Annotated in this window: 13 protein-coding genes; 7 read left to right on the forward strand and 6 right to left on the reverse strand. The window is 72.3% G+C overall.

Annotated elements, in window-relative coordinates:
* Positions 1 to 3: 3 nt before the first annotated feature.
* The 3 genes from OG559_RS22040 to OG559_RS22050 all read left to right on the forward strand — a co-directional run bounded on the left by OG559_RS22040 (position 4) and on the right by OG559_RS22050 (position 3,685).
* Positions 4 to 912: a carbohydrate ABC transporter permease gene (locus OG559_RS22040; protein WP_405106513.1), complete on the forward strand. Its 909-nt coding sequence runs from the start codon at positions 4 to 6 to the stop codon at positions 910 to 912.
* 1 nt (position 913) lies between these two features.
* Positions 914 to 1,831, forward strand: coding sequence for a carbohydrate ABC transporter permease (locus OG559_RS22045; RefSeq protein WP_405106515.1), 918 nt, complete (start codon positions 914 to 916; stop codon positions 1,829 to 1,831).
* A gap of 147 nt (positions 1,832 to 1,978) precedes the next feature.
* Positions 1,979 to 3,685, forward strand: coding sequence for a bifunctional 3'-5' exonuclease/DNA polymerase (locus tag OG559_RS22050; protein ID WP_405106517.1), 1,707 nt, complete (start codon positions 1,979 to 1,981; stop codon positions 3,683 to 3,685).
* A gap of 46 nt (positions 3,686 to 3,731) precedes the next feature.
* Here OG559_RS22050 and OG559_RS22055 read toward each other — a convergent pair whose 3' ends face one another.
* Positions 3,732 to 4,352, reverse strand: coding sequence for a TetR/AcrR family transcriptional regulator (locus tag OG559_RS22055; RefSeq protein WP_405106519.1), 621 nt, complete (start codon positions 4,350 to 4,352; stop codon positions 3,732 to 3,734).
* 92 nt (positions 4,353 to 4,444) lie between these two features.
* On the opposite strand from OG559_RS22055, the gene OG559_RS22060 reads away from it, so the two are divergent.
* Both OG559_RS22060 and OG559_RS22065 read left to right on the forward strand, forming a co-directional pair.
* Positions 4,445 to 5,455: a hypothetical protein gene (locus tag OG559_RS22060; protein WP_405106521.1), complete on the forward strand. Its 1,011-nt coding sequence runs from the start codon at positions 4,445 to 4,447 to the stop codon at positions 5,453 to 5,455.
* A 91-nt stretch (positions 5,456 to 5,546) separates the two neighbouring features.
* On the forward strand, positions 5,547 to 6,140 hold the full coding sequence (locus tag OG559_RS22065; RefSeq protein ID WP_405106523.1) for an NTP transferase domain-containing protein: 594 nt from the start codon (positions 5,547 to 5,549) through the stop codon (positions 6,138 to 6,140).
* A 72-nt stretch (positions 6,141 to 6,212) separates the two neighbouring features.
* On the opposite strand, the gene OG559_RS22070 is transcribed toward OG559_RS22065, so the two are convergent.
* Genes OG559_RS22070 through OG559_RS22080 form a run of 3 tightly spaced genes read right to left on the reverse strand, consistent with a single transcriptional unit; the run spans position 6,213 to position 7,996 of the window.
* The gene (locus OG559_RS22070; RefSeq protein ID WP_396783694.1) at positions 6,213 to 6,470 is read right to left on the reverse strand and encodes a Txe/YoeB family addiction module toxin; all 258 of its coding nucleotides are present in this window, start codon (positions 6,468 to 6,470) and stop codon (positions 6,213 to 6,215) included.
* Positions 6,467 to 6,742 carry a type II toxin-antitoxin system Phd/YefM family antitoxin gene (locus tag OG559_RS22075; RefSeq protein ID WP_405116867.1) on the reverse strand — a complete coding sequence of 92 codons (276 nt, stop codon included), beginning with the start codon at positions 6,740 to 6,742 and terminating at the stop codon, positions 6,467 to 6,469. Before OG559_RS22075 ends, OG559_RS22070 begins: the two co-directional genes overlap by 4 nt.
* 54 nt (positions 6,743 to 6,796) lie before the next feature.
* Positions 6,797 to 7,996: a helix-turn-helix domain-containing protein gene (locus OG559_RS22080; RefSeq protein WP_405106526.1), complete on the reverse strand. Its 1,200-nt coding sequence runs from the start codon at positions 7,994 to 7,996 to the stop codon at positions 6,797 to 6,799.
* Positions 7,997 to 8,711: 715 nt separating this feature from the next.
* On the opposite strand from OG559_RS22080, the gene OG559_RS22085 reads away from it, so the two are divergent.
* Entirely contained in the window at positions 8,712 to 8,948 is a 237-nt protein-coding gene (locus OG559_RS22085; protein WP_405106528.1) for a winged helix-turn-helix domain-containing protein, read from the forward strand.
* Positions 8,949 to 9,024: 76 nt separating this feature from the next.
* Entirely contained in the window at positions 9,025 to 10,029 is a 1,005-nt protein-coding gene (locus OG559_RS22090; RefSeq protein WP_405106530.1) for a phosphotransferase, read from the forward strand.
* A 64-nt stretch (positions 10,030 to 10,093) separates the two neighbouring features.
* On the opposite strand, the gene OG559_RS22095 is transcribed toward OG559_RS22090, so the two are convergent.
* A complete protein-coding gene (locus OG559_RS22095; RefSeq protein WP_405106532.1) occupies positions 10,094 to 11,503 on the reverse strand; it encodes a GH1 family beta-glucosidase in 1,410 nt (469 codons plus the stop codon).
* Entirely contained in the window at positions 11,500 to 13,737 is a 2,238-nt protein-coding gene (gene yicI, locus OG559_RS22100; RefSeq protein ID WP_405106534.1) for an alpha-xylosidase, read from the reverse strand. Before yicI ends, OG559_RS22095 begins: the two co-directional genes overlap by 4 nt.
* Positions 13,738 to 14,114: the final 377 nt, after the last annotated feature.

Here is a 14,114-nt window from a genome sequence, read left to right on the forward strand (position 1 = left end):
GTCATGCGGCACGGCAAGTATCCATTCGTGATCGGGTTCCTCTTCGCCCCGGTCACGCTGTACGTGGTCTTCGTCATCGCACCGTACGCCCAGGCGTTCCAGATTTCGATGACCAACTGGCGGGGCCTGTCCGCCCCCCAGTGGGTGGGCTTCGACAACTACCGCAGGCTGCTGGACGACGGCAACTTCTGGAAGGCGGTCCAGCACCACGGCGTACTGCTGCTTGCCCTGCCGCTGATCACGATCGCCATCGCGCTGTTCTTCTCCTTCCAGCTCAACGTGGGCGGCCGGAGCGTCGGCGGTCAGCGTCAGGGGGTCTGGGGGGCGAGGTTCTACCGGGTGGTGTTCTTCTTCCCCCAGGTCCTGGCCGTGGCGATCATCGCGGTGCTGTTCCAGATGGTCTACCGGCCCAACGAGTCCGGCCTGATCAACGGCGTGCTGATGGAGCTCGGTCTCGACCCGGTGCTGTTCCTGGTCAAGCCGAACCTGGCGCTCTGGTCGATCATCGCGGTGCTGGTCTGGCAGGCCGTCGGCTTCTACGTGGTGCTCTTCTCGGCCGGGATGGCCTCCATCCCGGGCGAGATCTACGAGGCGGCCGAGATGGACGGGGCTACCCGGGTCACGCTCTTCTTCCGGGTCACCCTGCCGCTGCTCTGGGACACCCTCCAGGTGGCCTGGGTCTATCTCGGCATCGCCGCGTTCGACGCGTTCGCCATCGTCGCGGTGCTCTCGGTGGACAGCGGGGGCCCCGACGGGGCGACCACGGTGCTGGCGAACGAGATCTACCGCAACGCGTTCGTCTACTCGAAGTACGGTTACGCCTCGGCGATGGGCGTGGCGCTGTTCTTCTTCACCCTCACGTTCGCGGCGCTGACGCTGCGGCTGACCAAGCGGGAAAGCGTGGAGTACTGACATGAAGACCACGTTGCCGTCGGCGCCGGCTGCGCTGCCACCCCGTACCGGGAAGTCCACCACCGGGCCCGACCCGAAGAGCCAACGCTCGGAGGTGCGACTGCTCGCCGGCCTCGGTCACGTCGCGCTCGCAGTCTGGGCGGTGATCGTCATCGTGCCGATCCTGTGGACGTTCCTCGCGGCGTTCAAGAACACCGGCGAGATCTTCAGCAGCCCCTGGACCCTGCCGGCCGAGCTGCGCTGGGAGAACTTCGGCCGGGCGTGGACCAAGGCGCGCGTCGGCAGATACTTCGTCAACAGCGTCATCGTGGTCGGGTGCAGCACCTTCGCCACCATGCTGCTCGGCTCGATGGCCGCGTACGTGCTGGCTCGCTACAAGTTCTGGGGCAACCGGGCGGTGTACTACCTGTTCGTCTCGGGGCTGGCGTTCCCGGTCTTCCTGGCCCTGGTGCCGCTGTTCTTCGTGGTGAAGAACCTGGGCCTGCTGGACACCCACACCGGCGTGATCCTGGTCTACACCGCGTACTCGCTGCCGTTCACCGTGTTCTTCCTCGCGGCGTTCTTCCGGACGCTGCCGAACTCGGTGGCCGAGGCCGGGATGATCGACGGCTGCTCGCACACCCGGCTGTTCTTCCAGGTGATGGTGCCGATGGCCAAGCCGGGCCTGATCAGCGTCGCGATCTTCAACATCATCGGCCAGTGGGCGCAGTACCAGCTGCCGCTGGTGCTGCTGTCCAACGCCAAGGACAAGTGGGTGCTCACCCAGGGCATCGCGGATATCTCGGTCAATGCGGGCTACGAGGCCGACTGGTCCGGCCTCTTTGCCGCCCTCACCATCGCCATCCTGCCGATGATCATCGTGTACGCCGTGTTCCAGCGGCAGATCCAGTCCGGTCTGACCTCCGGCGCGGTGAAGTAGCCCCACCCCACCCCACCCCTGTGGGGGCGCAGATTCACGGAAAGAGTGGCCATTTCACGTCGAATGGCCACTCTTTCCGTGAATCTGCACGGCCGGGCGGCCGGGCGGCCGGGTGGGCGGGTGGCCGGGTGGGCGGTGGGGCGCGGAGTGTCAGAGGGGCGAGGCAGAATCACGTCCGTGCTGGTGGCGGTGGTGTCGGACGACCGGGGCGGGGGAGTGCTGCAACCCCTCGACCCCGTCGGCCGGCCCGCGGCCCCGGCCGAGTCGGTGGCCGACCTCGCCGCCGCCGTGGCCGCCCGGGAGGCCACGGAGCATCCGCGCTGGGTCTGGGCCTGCGGCGCGGCCGTCTACCCGGCGCTGCTGCGCGCCGGGGTCCGGCTCGACCGTTGCCACGACGTCGAGCTGACCGAGTCGCTGCTGCTCGGGCACGTCGGCCGCTGGGGTGAGCCCCGCTCGCTCGCCGCCGCCTGGGCCCGGCTGACCGGCGCGCCGGTGCCGCCGGACCCGCCGCCCCGCGCAGCCGAACCGCCGGGCCACGGGCAGGGCGCGCTCTTCGACGCGCTGCCCGGCCCGCCGGGCCCGGGCGTCGAGGCCCTGACCCGGGTGTACGCCGACCAGCTCGCCCGGGTCGCGGCCACCGAGCACCCCGGCCGGTTTCGGCTGCTGGTGGCCGCCGAGTCGGCCGGTGCCCTGATCGCGGGCGAGATGGGCGCGACCGGGCTGCCCTGGCGCGCCGAGGTGCACGACGAGCTCCTCACCGAGCTGCTCGGCGAGCCGTCCCCGGTCGGCGGCCCGCCCCGTCGGCTGGCCGAGTTGGCCGCCGGGATCGCTGCGGCGTTCGGGCTGCGCCAGGTGCACGCCGACTCCCCGGCCGAGCTGCTCAAGGCGTTCGCCCGGGCCGGGGTGGAGCTGCCCAACACCCGGGCCTGGGTGCTGCGCGGGGTCGACCACCCCGCGGTGCCGCTGGTGCTGGAGCACAAGGAGCTCTACCGGATCTGGACGGCGCACGGCTGGGCCTGGCGGGACGCCTGGGTGCGCGGCGGCCGGTTCCATCCGGAGTACGTCCCCGGCGGGGTGGTCTCCGGCCGGTGGGCCACCCGGGGCGGCGGCGCGTTGCAGATCCCGAAGGTGATCCGGCGGGCGGTGGCGGCCGACCCGGGCTGGCGGCTCGTCGTCGCCGACGCCGGTCAGCTCGAACCGAGGGTGCTCGCGGCGGTCTCCGGCGATGCCCGGCTCGCCGCCGCCGGCGGGGCCGGCGACCTCTACGCCGCCCTCGCCCGGGACTCCTTCGGCGGCGACCGCGCCCGGGCCAAGGTGGCCCTGCTCGGCGCGATGTACGGGCAGACCGGCGGGATGGCCGTCCCCGCCCTCGCGGTGCTGCGGCGCAACTACCCGACCGCCTTCGCGTACGTCGAGGCGGCGGCCCGCACCGGCGAGGCGGGCGGGCTGGTCCGGTCCTGGCTGGGCCGGACGTGCCCGCCCGGCACGGCCGGCTTCACCGACGGCGACGACGCCGGGGTCGACCCTGGCGCGGCGGCCGACCCGCAGGGCCCCCGGGCTCGGGCGGCCCGCTCCCGGGGCCGGTTCACCCGCAACTTCGTCATCCAGGCCACCGCCGCCGAGTGGGCCTCCACCCTGCTGGCCACCCTGCGGACGGCGCTCGCCGGCACCGATGCCGAGCTGGTCTTCTTCCAGCACGACGAGGTGATCGTGCACTGCCCGGCGGCGCAGGCCGACGCGGTGGCCGAGGTGGTGCGCGCCAGCGGCGAGCGGGCAGCCGCGTTGCTGTTCGGCGACACCCCGGTCAGGTTCCCGCTGGACCTGTCCGTCGTCGACTGTTATGCCGACGCCTGAGACGCCAACGCACCCGGGGCCGGCGCTGGTCGGGTCCGCGCGCCGGTCAGCCGACGCCCGGGCGGGCGCGCCCGCGCAGCAGCGGCAGGTACACCTCGTCGACGATCTCGACGAGCACGGCGTCCGGCGCGCTGGCGATCCCGCGGGTGACGATCTCGTTGCGCAGCAGCGCGAGGGCCACCGTGGCCACCCGGGGGTGCCGGGCCTCGGGTGACGCCTGCCCCCGGGCGACGGCGCGGTCGAGGACCGTCAGCCAGCCGGCCGTCCCGGCGGCGCCGGCCTGCTCCTGCAACCGGGCCAGTAGCTCCGGCTCCTCGCCGACGCCGGACAGCAGGCCGCGCAGCACCTCGCCCAGCGGGGACGTCCAGTGGCAGTTGGCCCGGCGCAGCAGCTCCAGCGCGTCGCCGCGCAGCTCGCCGGTGTCCGGCGGATCCAGGTTGGCCACGGCGAGCTGCCGGTACGCGGCGACGCCGAGCGCGGCCCGGTTCGGCCAGCGCCGGTAGATCGCGTTCTTGTTGGTGCCGGCCCGCCGGGCGACCCGGTCCATGGTGAGGCCGGCGTAGCCGGACTCCAGCAGCTCGTCGGCGGCGGCGCGCAGGATCGCCTGTTCCAGGGCCGCCCCGCGCCGCCGCGTCGCCCCGGTCCGTTCCGCCCCGTCGCCTGCCATGACGGGTACGGATCGTACCCCAGCCCTCGTCTTGCGCCGCGCCACGCCACCGCTTTAAGGTACGCTGCGTACCCTAACGAAGGTGGGCAGCTGTGCGCGGCAAGGGAATCACGTACGACACCGGCTTCGTCGACGCCGGCGAGAGCACCCGTGAGCCGTTCGACCCGGACGTCGTGCGGCGCGAGATGCGGGTCATCCGGGAGGACCTGCACTGCACGGCGGTCCGGGTCACCGGCGGCATCCCCGAGCGGCTGGAGGTCGCCGCCCGGCACGCCGCCGACGTCGGGCTGGAGGTGTGGTTCTCCCCGTTCACCTGCGACCTGACCACCGACGAGCTGCTCGACGTCCTGGCCGACTGCGCCGAGCGTGCCGAGGGGCTGCGCCGGCGGGGCGCGGAGGTCGTCCTCGTCACCGGGGCCGAGCTGACGCTGTTCACGAAGGGGTTCCTGCCCGGCGACACGCTCGCCGAGCGGCTGGACGTGCTGACCCGGCCGGACCTCCTCCGCGAGGTGCTGCCCGAGGTGCCCGCCCGGCTGAACGCCTTCCTCGGCGAGGCCGTCCGGATCGTCCGCGCGCGGTTCGGCGGGGAGGTCAGCTACGCCTCGCTGCCGAGCGAGCGCATCGACTGGACGCCCTTCGACTACGTCTCGTCCGACGCCTACCACTCGGCCGAGGTCGCCGACGCGTACGTCGACGGCATCCGCGCCCTCGTCGCCCAGGGCAAGCCGGTGGCGATCACCGAGTTCGGGTGTACGACCCACCGTGGGGCCGCCGACCTCGGGGCGCGCGGCATGTTCATCGTCGAGTGGGACGGCGCCAACGGTGCCCGGCTGACCGGCGACTACGCCCGCGACGAGGACGAGCAGGCCGGGTACCTGCGGAAGCTGCTCGGCATCTTCGCCGCCGAGGGGGTGGACACGGCGTTCTGGTGCACCTTTGCGACGTACAACCTGCCGCACCGCGAGGACCCGGTGCGCGACGTGGACCGGGCCTCGTACGGCCTGGTGAAGGTGTTCGAGGACCGGCTCGGCGACACGTACCCCGACCTGCCGTGGGAGCCCAAGGCGGCCTTCGCGGCGCTGGCCGACGCGTACCGCCGCTGAGTCGACGTCGGGGCGATGCGTGGCAAATACCCGTTTCGCCCCGACACTGATCTGTCGGGCGCTCGTTGCACCCGGTGTGCGAATCGCAGGAATGATCATCGCGGCGGGCGGGGGACGCCGCCTCGGCGGCCCGGAGGCATTGCTCCACCAGGGCGGGCAACCCCTGGTGGACCGGATGATCGGAACGATGACCGAGGCGGGCTGCGAGCAGCTCGTGGTGGTGCTGGGCGCGGCGGCTGACCAGGTCCGGCAGACCGCCGACCTGACCCGGGCCACGGTGGTGGTCAACCGCGCGTGGGGGACCGGGGTCGGCTCGTCGATCCGGGCGGGCCTGGCCGCGCTGACCGACGAGGCGGTCGAGGCGGTGGTGGTGGTGCCCGTCGACATGCCGGGGCTCACCCCGGCGGCGGTGCGGCGGGTGGCCGCGCTGCCGTACCCCGACGTGCTGGCCTGCGCCACCTACAGCGGGCTGCGCGGGTACCCGATGCTCTTCGGCCGCCGGCACTGGGCCGGCATCGCCACCCTGGCCAGCGCGGACGTCGGCGCCCGGCCCTACCTGCTGGCGCACAAGGACCAGATCGTGGACATCGCCTGCGACTCGGTGGCCGACGGCAGCCGCGTGGACACCCCCGAGCTGATGGCCCTGTACGGCCTGACCGTCCCACCCCAGCGCGTCGGCGCTTGACCCTGCGCCGGCCGGATCGGGTCGGTCAGCCGGCACGGTGACCAGGGCGACCGACGCTCCGGTTCTGGGCCGCTACCTGTCGCCGTAGTGGTACCGGCAGGCGATGATTTCGATGTCGTCCTTGGTGATCCGATACACCAGCCGGTGCTCGCGATCGATCCGCCGGGACCAGAATCCGGACAGCTCCCCCCGAAGGGGCTCCGGTTTGCCGATGCCCTCGTATCCGTTGCGCATCACGTCCGCGATGAGGTCGTTGATGCGCTTCACCAGTTTGCGGTCTGTGTGGCTGAGGTACTGGCTCCATGCCGTCGCTGTGAAGACCAGTCTCACGCGACGTCCCGAATGTCGGCCGGATCGATCAGTTCCCGCTCGGTGGCGTCGCCCTCCTCAAGCTCCGCGATCGATCGACGCAGGGCTGCGGCATTGCTCGGGCTGCGGAGCAGGTACTCGGTTTCCTTCATCGCCTCGTACTCCGAAAGCGGCACGATGACCACCGGCTCATGGCCCGACCGGGTCACCACCACTTCCTCCGCGTCGTCGATGACGCTGTCGAGTTCGGCGGCCAGGTTCTGTCGCAGTTGGGTGAAATTCACGGTCCGCATGATCACCTCCAGGGTAAGTACAGAAAATTGTACCTCGGCGTGTGATCCGTGGCCTCACGTCACCCCGAGGGTGGTGGCGAGTTGGATGATCGTGGCGGGAGCGTGGGGGTCGCGGGCGACCTGGGCGAGCACGGTTCGTGCCGCCGGTCGATGGCGTAACTCGGCTGGTGCGGTGTGGTCGGCGTCGATCAGCGTCCGGCCGGCGTTGGCCGGGTCGTCAACGTGGAGGTAGGCGCGGGCGGCGTCGAGCAGGTGCGCGGCGCGGTGTTCGGCGGGCAGCCAGCGCCAGCCGTCCCGTGCGGTGGCCCTCTCGTGCCAGGCAATGGCCTCGTGTCCGTCGCCCAGGTCGACGGCTGCGGCGGTCCGGGCCAGGCCGACCGCCGTCGGCCCGAATGCGGTCCGGTGGTGGTCGTGGCCCTCACCCACCCGGGCGGCCATGTCGGCGGCCTCGTCGATCAGCTCGGCGGTGGCCCGGTCGTCGCCGTGTCGGGCTGCCGCCAGGGCCGCCTGGACGAGCAGCGTCCCACACAACGACAGTTCCTCCGGTGTGCCGGCATCGGGATCGCGTGGGGCGATCCGGTACGCGGCGGCCAGCACCGTCGACATGGCCACCCGGGTCCGACCCGATGCGCGTAGCACCTGGCCGAGTTGCACGGCTGCGGCGGCCACCAGCAGCGGTTCACCGGTCGCCACGGCCATGGCCCGGTCGGCGGCCAGCCAACCCAGCTCGGCCTCGCCGAGCTTCACCAGCAGCGACGCGGTCACCCGGTACACCTCGACCAGCGGCGCGCGGCCTGTCCCCGGATCGTCGGCGTGGGTGCGCTGCGCGCCGGCCAGCAGGTCCGGCACCAGCGCGATCAACTGCGGGTACCGGGCATGCTGGAAGGTGGTCCACGCATGCTCGACATTGCGGGCCAGCCGGTCAGCCGGCACCACGACAAGGCGGGCCGCCGGCAGACCAAGAGCGATCTCGTACGCCGAAAGCGCCGACCGGATCCGGTCCACACCCTCGGCCCGCTCGGTTACGTCGGCCGGTCGGACCTCCCGGCCGAGCAGCACCGTCGTGTCGATCCGCAGGACGGCGGCGATGTCCTGGAGGGTGGAGACCTTGTCGAGGGAGCGGACGCCGCGTTCGATCTTGTCGACCCAGCTCTTCGACTTGCCGAGCCGGTCGGCGAACACCTGCTGCGACATCCTCCGCCGCCCGCGCCAGTGCGCGACCCGCCGACCTATCGGCAGGAGATCACTGTCCACGCCGCCACCGCCGCTCCGGCGCTGTCACGGTCGGCCCTGCACGACAGCATGGGCAGCTCAACACGGACCCGCACCGCCGACACCACCGCGACTTGACCGTGAACAGGAACAGCCCAGCCGCGAAGCCGAGCACCGCCGCTCCTGCCAGAGCGATAGACGAGATCAAGTTCGGTCGCCTCCCCTCACTTGGCCATGGCTGGCCCGGAGCCGCCCTCGCGAGCCGCTGCCCGGAGGTCTCAGCGCATACGATTCAGTGTCACACGCGTCAGTGTCAAGTGCGACAGGTGTCGAATATGACAGTGTCGTGTCGCATAGCTTCGATCCATGGTCCGCAGGTTGTACGGGAGCGCAGAGCTACAGGACCGTCTTGGCGTCTCCCGCGCCCGGATCGTGCAGATCGTTTCGCGGCCGGACTTCCCGTCCCCGTTCGACCGGTTGGCCGGAGGAGCGGTCTGGCTGGTTGAAGATGTAGAAGCGTGGATCGAGGTCCACCGCCCGCATCAAGCTAGAGGCGTGGACCCGGAAGCCCGGTAACGATGACTGGCTACGATGCCTCCACCGCTCCGGCGCTGTCACGGTCGGCCCTGCCCCGACAGCATGGGCAGCTCAACACCGACCCGCACCGCCGACACCACCGCGACTTGACCGTGAACAGGAACAGCCCAGCCGCGAAGCCGGAGCACCGCCACTCCTGCCAGGGCGATAGATGAGATCAATGCCCATACCGACTGGCGGCTACCGTGAGGTCGCCGAGGACATCTCCGCCCGGATCAAGAGCGGCGAGTACGCCCCGGGTGACCGTCTGCCCACGTACCGAGAGCTTTCCGACCTGTTCCAGGTCAGCGTGACAACCGTGCAGCGAGCCGTGATCATCTTGCAGGACCGTGGCCTGGTTGTCGGCCTGCAGGGCCGGGGCCTGTGGGTAGCGGAGCGTTCGAGGGACAAACAGTGATGACGACAAGCGCCGTGCGACGGGCGGGACGCTGGACGTAGGGTCGAACGGGTGTCGCGTCCCCCCCATCGGCCTGGTGCCCGCCGACGAGCCGGCCGAGGAACTGACCCACAACCCGCTCAACGCGGTGACCGGCGGCATCTGGCGGACCCGCCACCACGGCCGCCCGGCCGTGCTGAAGCTGATCACTCCGCCGGGCCGCGAGGGCCCGACGCACTGGGCCGGCAGCGTCGACCCCGGGCATTGGAACTACTGGCGGCGCGAGGTCGAGGCGTACCGCGGCGGCCTGGCCGGCCGGGCGTACGCCGACGCCGGGCTGGCCGCGCCCGAGCCGCTGGGGGCCGACGAGCGCCCGGACGGCAGCGTGGCGCTCTGGCTGGCTGACGTCGCGGGGCGGCCCGGCACCGCCGGCACGGTCGCCGACCTCGGCGACGTCGCGGCCCGGCTCGGTGCCGGGCACGCCGCCTGGCTCGGCCGGTCGCCCGGTCACGACTGGCTGGCCCGGGACTGGCTGCGCGACTACACCCTGACCCGGCCGGTCGTCGAGCCGGTGCCGTGGGACCACCCGGTCGCCGTGGCCGCGTGGCCCGCGCCGCTGCGCGCCGCGCTGCGCGGCCTCTGGGAACGCCGGCACGCGCTGCTGGCCGCCGCCGACGGGCTGCCGCGCACCCTGTGCCACCACGACTGCTGGCCGATGAACCTGGTCTTCGGCGCCGCCGGCCCGGTCCTGCTGGACTGGTCGTTCGTCGGCCCCGGGCCGGTCGGCGAGGACGCCGCCAACCTGGTGCTGGACACCTTCCTCGACGGGCTGGTCGACGTTGCCCTGCTCGACGAGGTGGCGACCACGGTCGTCGACCGGTACGCCGACGGCCTGCGCGGTGCCCTCGACCGGACCGAGGTCGCCCGCGCGGTGCGGCTCACCGGGGCGGCGAAGTACTTCTGGCTGGCCCCGCTGATGCTGGGCCGGGCCGGCGGCGGCACCGCACAGACCTACGACCTGCGCGGCGAGGCCGAGATGTTCGCCGGCCGCCGGCCGCTGCTGGAGCTGCTCGTCCGTTGGGCGGACGAGCAGCTCCGCTGAGCGCGCCGGCCGGCTCTCGGAGGGGGAGCAGCCGGGGCCGGACCGCCCGGGCGAGCAGGGCCGGTCAGGAACCGGCCGGCGGCTCCAACTGGCCCGTGGCGACCAGACCCCGGTACCAGTACGCGCTGTCCTTCCAGGTCCGGGCCTGGGTGTCGTAGTCGACCCGGATGATGCCGAACCGCCGATCGTAGCCGTACGACCACTCGAAGTTGTCCAGCAGCGACCACGCGAAGTAGCCGCGGACGTCCGCGCCCGCGTCCATCGCCGCCCCGACCGCGTCGACGTGCCGGTACAGGTAGTCGACGCGCCGGTCGTCGTGCACCCGGCCGTCGGGGGAGACCACGTCGTCGAACGCGGCGCCGTTCTCGGTGATCATCAGCGGCTGGCCCGGGTGCTCCCGGGACAGCCGCAGCAGCAGCTCGGTCATCCCGTTCGGGTCGATGTTCCAGCCCATCGCGGTGTGCGGCCCGGGCTGGGGCAGGAAGTCGACGTTCGCAGCGCCGACCCACGGGGTGTGTGCCGAGCTGCCGTGCCCGTCGGCGGCGGAACGGGCCGAGGCGCCGTCCCAGGCTCGGACCAGGGTGGTCGAGTAGTAGTTCACCCCGAGCACGTCCAGCGGCGCCCCCGCCGCCCGCTCGTCGCCGTCGCGCACGAACGACCAGTCGGTGACCTTCGCGGTGTCGGCGATCAGGTCGGCCGGGTACGCCCCGCCGAGCATCGGTCCGAGGAACGCCCGGTTGGCCAGCGCGTCGATGCGGCGCACCGCGTCGGCGTCGGCGGCCGAGTCCGACGCCGGGCGGATCACGTGCAGGTTCAGCGTCACCGACAGCTCCGCCGCCGGGGCCAGCTCCCGCACCGCCCGCCCGGCCAGCCCGTGCGCCAGGTTCAGGTGGTGCACGGCGGCCAGCGCCCCGGCCGGCTCGGTGCGGCCCGGCGCGTGTACCCCGGAGCCGTAGCCGAGGTACGCCGAGCACCACGGCTCGTTGAACGTGGTCCAGGTGTGCACCCGGTCGCCGAGCGCGCCGACGATGCCGGCCGCGTAGTCCCGGAAGCGCAGCGCGGTGTCCCGCGCCGGCCAGCCGCCCGCGTCCTCCAACTCCTGCGGCAGGTCCCAGTGGTACATGGTGGCCACCGGGCGGATGCCCCGTTCCAGCAGGCCGTCGACGAGGCGGGAGTAGAAGTCCACCCCGGCCCGGTTGAACGCGCCGGAGCCGCCGGGCTGCACCCGGGGCCAGGAGATCGAGAACCGGTACGCCCCGAGCCCCAGCTCCGACAGGTGGCCGAGGTCGTCGACCCACCGGTGGTAGTGGTCGGCGGCCACGTCGCCGGTGTCCCCGTTCAGGGTGCGGCCGGGGGTATGGCTGTAGGTGTCCCAGATGGACGGGCCCCGGCCGTCCTCGGTGGCCGCGCCCTCGATCTGGTATGCCGCTGTGGCGGCCCCCCACAGGAACCCCTCGGGAAAACTCCTCGTCACCGGTTCGCCTCCGCTCCCACGACCACCAGGGTGTACCCCGATGATTCTCCGCCCACCAGGTCGGCGGTGGCCGCCCCGTCGGCGTACCGGATCTCGAACTCCGCCCCGGGCCCGTCGCCGGGCGAGGGCACCCGCACCCGGGTCCGCTGCCCCTCGGCGGGCGCGTACAGCCGCAGCTCGACGCCGTCGGCCCACGCGTAGTCCGGCCGGTCGTGGGTGGACCCGACGGCGAGCACCGCGCCGGGCCGGGCCAGCACCGGCAGGCTGTCGAAGCCGTGCCGCTGGTCCACCCAGGCCGGTCCGGCGAGCTGCTCGCCGGTGACCACGTGGGTCCAGGTGCCGGCCGGCACCCAGAACGTCACCCGGCCGTCGGCGCTCAGCACGGGCGCCACCAGCAGGTCGGGGCCGAGCATGTACTGCCGGTCCAGGTACGCCGCGGCCGGGTCGTCCGGGAACTCCACCACCATCGGCCGCATCACCGGCACGCCGTCGCGGTGCGCCTCCTCGGCCGCCGCCGCGAGGTACGGCATCAGGCGCAGCTTGAGTCGGGTGAAGTGGCGCAGCACCTCGACGGCCTCGTCGTCGAACGCCCACGGCACCCGGTACGAGCCGGAGCCGTGCAGCCGGGAGTGGGAGGAGAGCAGCCCGAACGCGATCCACCGCTTGAACACCGCCGGGTCGGGGGTGCCCTCGAAGCCGCCGATGTCGTGGCTCCAGTAGCCGAACCCGGACGCGGACAGCGACAGCCCGCCGCGCAGCGACTCGGCCATCGCCGCGAACGTGGATTCGCAGTCGCCGCCCCAGTGCACCGGGAACTGCTGGCCGCCGGCCGTGGCCGACCGGGCGAACACCACCGCCTCGCCGATCCCGCGCTCGGCCTCCAGCAGCTCGAAGACCGCCCGGTTGTAGAGGTGGGTGTAGTAGTTGTGCATCCGCTGCGGGTCCGACCCGTCGTGCCAGACCACGTCGGTGGGGATGCGCTCGCCGAAGTCGGTCTTGAAGCAGTCCACGCCCATGTCGAGCAGCGCCCTGAGCTTGCCGGTGAACCAGGCCACGGCGTCGGGGTTGGTGAAGTCGACCAGCGCCATGCCGGCCTGCCACCTGTCCCACTGCCACACCGACCCGTCGGGGTTGCGGACCAGGTACCCGGCGTGGCGGCCCTCCTCGAACAGGTAGGAGCGCTGGGCGAGGTACGGGTTGATCCAGACGCACACCTTCAGGCCGCGCTCGTGCAGCCGGCGCAGCATGCCCTCCGGGTCGGGGAAGGTCGCCGGGTCCCAGACGAAGTCGACCCAGTGGAACTGCCGCATCCAGAAGCAGTCGAAGTGGAACACCGACAGCGGCAGGTCCCGCTCGGCCATCCCGTCGATGAACTCGGTGACGGTCTTCTCGTCGTACGAGGTGGTGAACGACGTCGACAGCCACAGCCCGTACGACCAGGCCGGGACGCGGGCGGGCCGGCCGGTCAGCGCGGTGTAGCGGCGCAGCACGTCCTTCGGGGTGGGCCCGTCGATCAGGTAGTAGGTCAGCGACTGTCCCTCGACGCTGAACTGGGTCTGCGAGACGACCTCGGAGCCGATCTCGAACGACACGTGCTCGGGGTGGTCGACGAAGACCCCGTACCCGGCGCTGCTGAGGTAGAACGGCACGTTCTTGTACGCCTGCTCGCTGGCGGTGCCGCCGTCGGCGTTCCAGATGTCGACGGTCTGACCGTTCTTGACGAACGGGCCGAAGCGCTCGCCGAGGCCGTACACCGTCTCGCCGACGCCCAGCGCCAGCCGCTCGTGGACGTACGTGCGGCCCTCGCCGTCGGTGGCGATGCCGACGCTGCGCTCGGTGGACGCGGTGACCAGGCGGTCGCCGCGCAGGAAGTCGACCCGCCACCGGTCGCCGAGCGTGACCCGGGTGGTCAGCTCGCCGGTGGTCAGGGACGCGCTGTCTCCGGTGACCTCCACGGTGACCGGGTGGTCGTCGCCGGCCGACAGCGCGAAGCGGGGCTGCTTCGGCAGCCCGCCGCAATGGTGGCCGATGGTCACCCCGACGACGCCGGGGGCGGGGGAGAAGAACCGGACGGTGACGACCGGCCGGTTGAGGGTGTCGCCCCGCCCGGTGATCCGGCCGGTCGGCGCGAAGACGGTGAAGCCCCGTTCGTCCGGCTCGACCGATTCGACCGGGCCGGGGCGCAGCACGCTGACCCCCGGCCGCAGTAGCCAGTACCCGTCGGTGAACTTCACTTCTCGGCTCCTACCGTGACGTCGCGGCGAGTCAACCAGCGTCCGGGTACGTCCGCAGCCTCGGGTGACAGAACTCCGGCGGCCAGCTCGGCGGCCCAACCGACGCCGGCCTGGCCCGGGACATCGCGCACCTCCTGCACCGGCGGGCCGGCGAGCATCGTGGGCCTAGTCGAAACGCTTCGACGAAAGCGTTTCGGCAGACCGTAGGACACGTGTCACGAGGGCGTCAATAGTTGATGGCGGGGTGGGTCGCCAGGGGGTGGGGTCTCGTCCACGGACGTGGCGACGCTGGCGTCCCCGATCACACCGGCAAGCGCCGGCGGGGGTCTGCCACCCGGCGCGGACAAGACGGATGAATGGACTTTGCGGCATCTGGC

It is taken from the genome of Micromonospora sp. NBC_01405 (genome assembly GCF_045040155.1).
Lineage (GTDB): Bacteria > Actinomycetota > Actinomycetes > Mycobacteriales > Micromonosporaceae > Micromonospora.

Excerpts from the sequence above, each read along its gene's own strand:
- OG559_RS22040 (WP_405106513.1), top strand. The coding sequence starts at position 4 with ATGCGGCACGGCAAGTATCCATTCGTGATCGGGTTCCTCTTCGCCCCG.
- OG559_RS22045 (WP_405106515.1), top strand. The coding sequence starts at position 914 with ATGAAGACCACGTTGCCGTCGGCGCCGGCTGCGCTGCCACCCCGTACC.
- OG559_RS22055 (WP_405106519.1), bottom strand. The coding sequence starts at position 4,352 with ATGGCAGGCGACGGGGCGGAACGGACCGGGGCGACGCGGCGGCGCGGG.
- OG559_RS22065 (WP_405106523.1), top strand. The coding sequence starts at position 5,547 with ATGATCATCGCGGCGGGCGGGGGACGCCGCCTCGGCGGCCCGGAGGCA.
- OG559_RS22075 (WP_405116867.1), bottom strand. The coding sequence starts at position 6,742 with ATGCGGACCGTGAATTTCACCCAACTGCGACAGAACCTGGCCGCCGAA.
- OG559_RS22085 (WP_405106528.1), top strand. The coding sequence starts at position 8,712 with ATGCCCATACCGACTGGCGGCTACCGTGAGGTCGCCGAGGACATCTCC.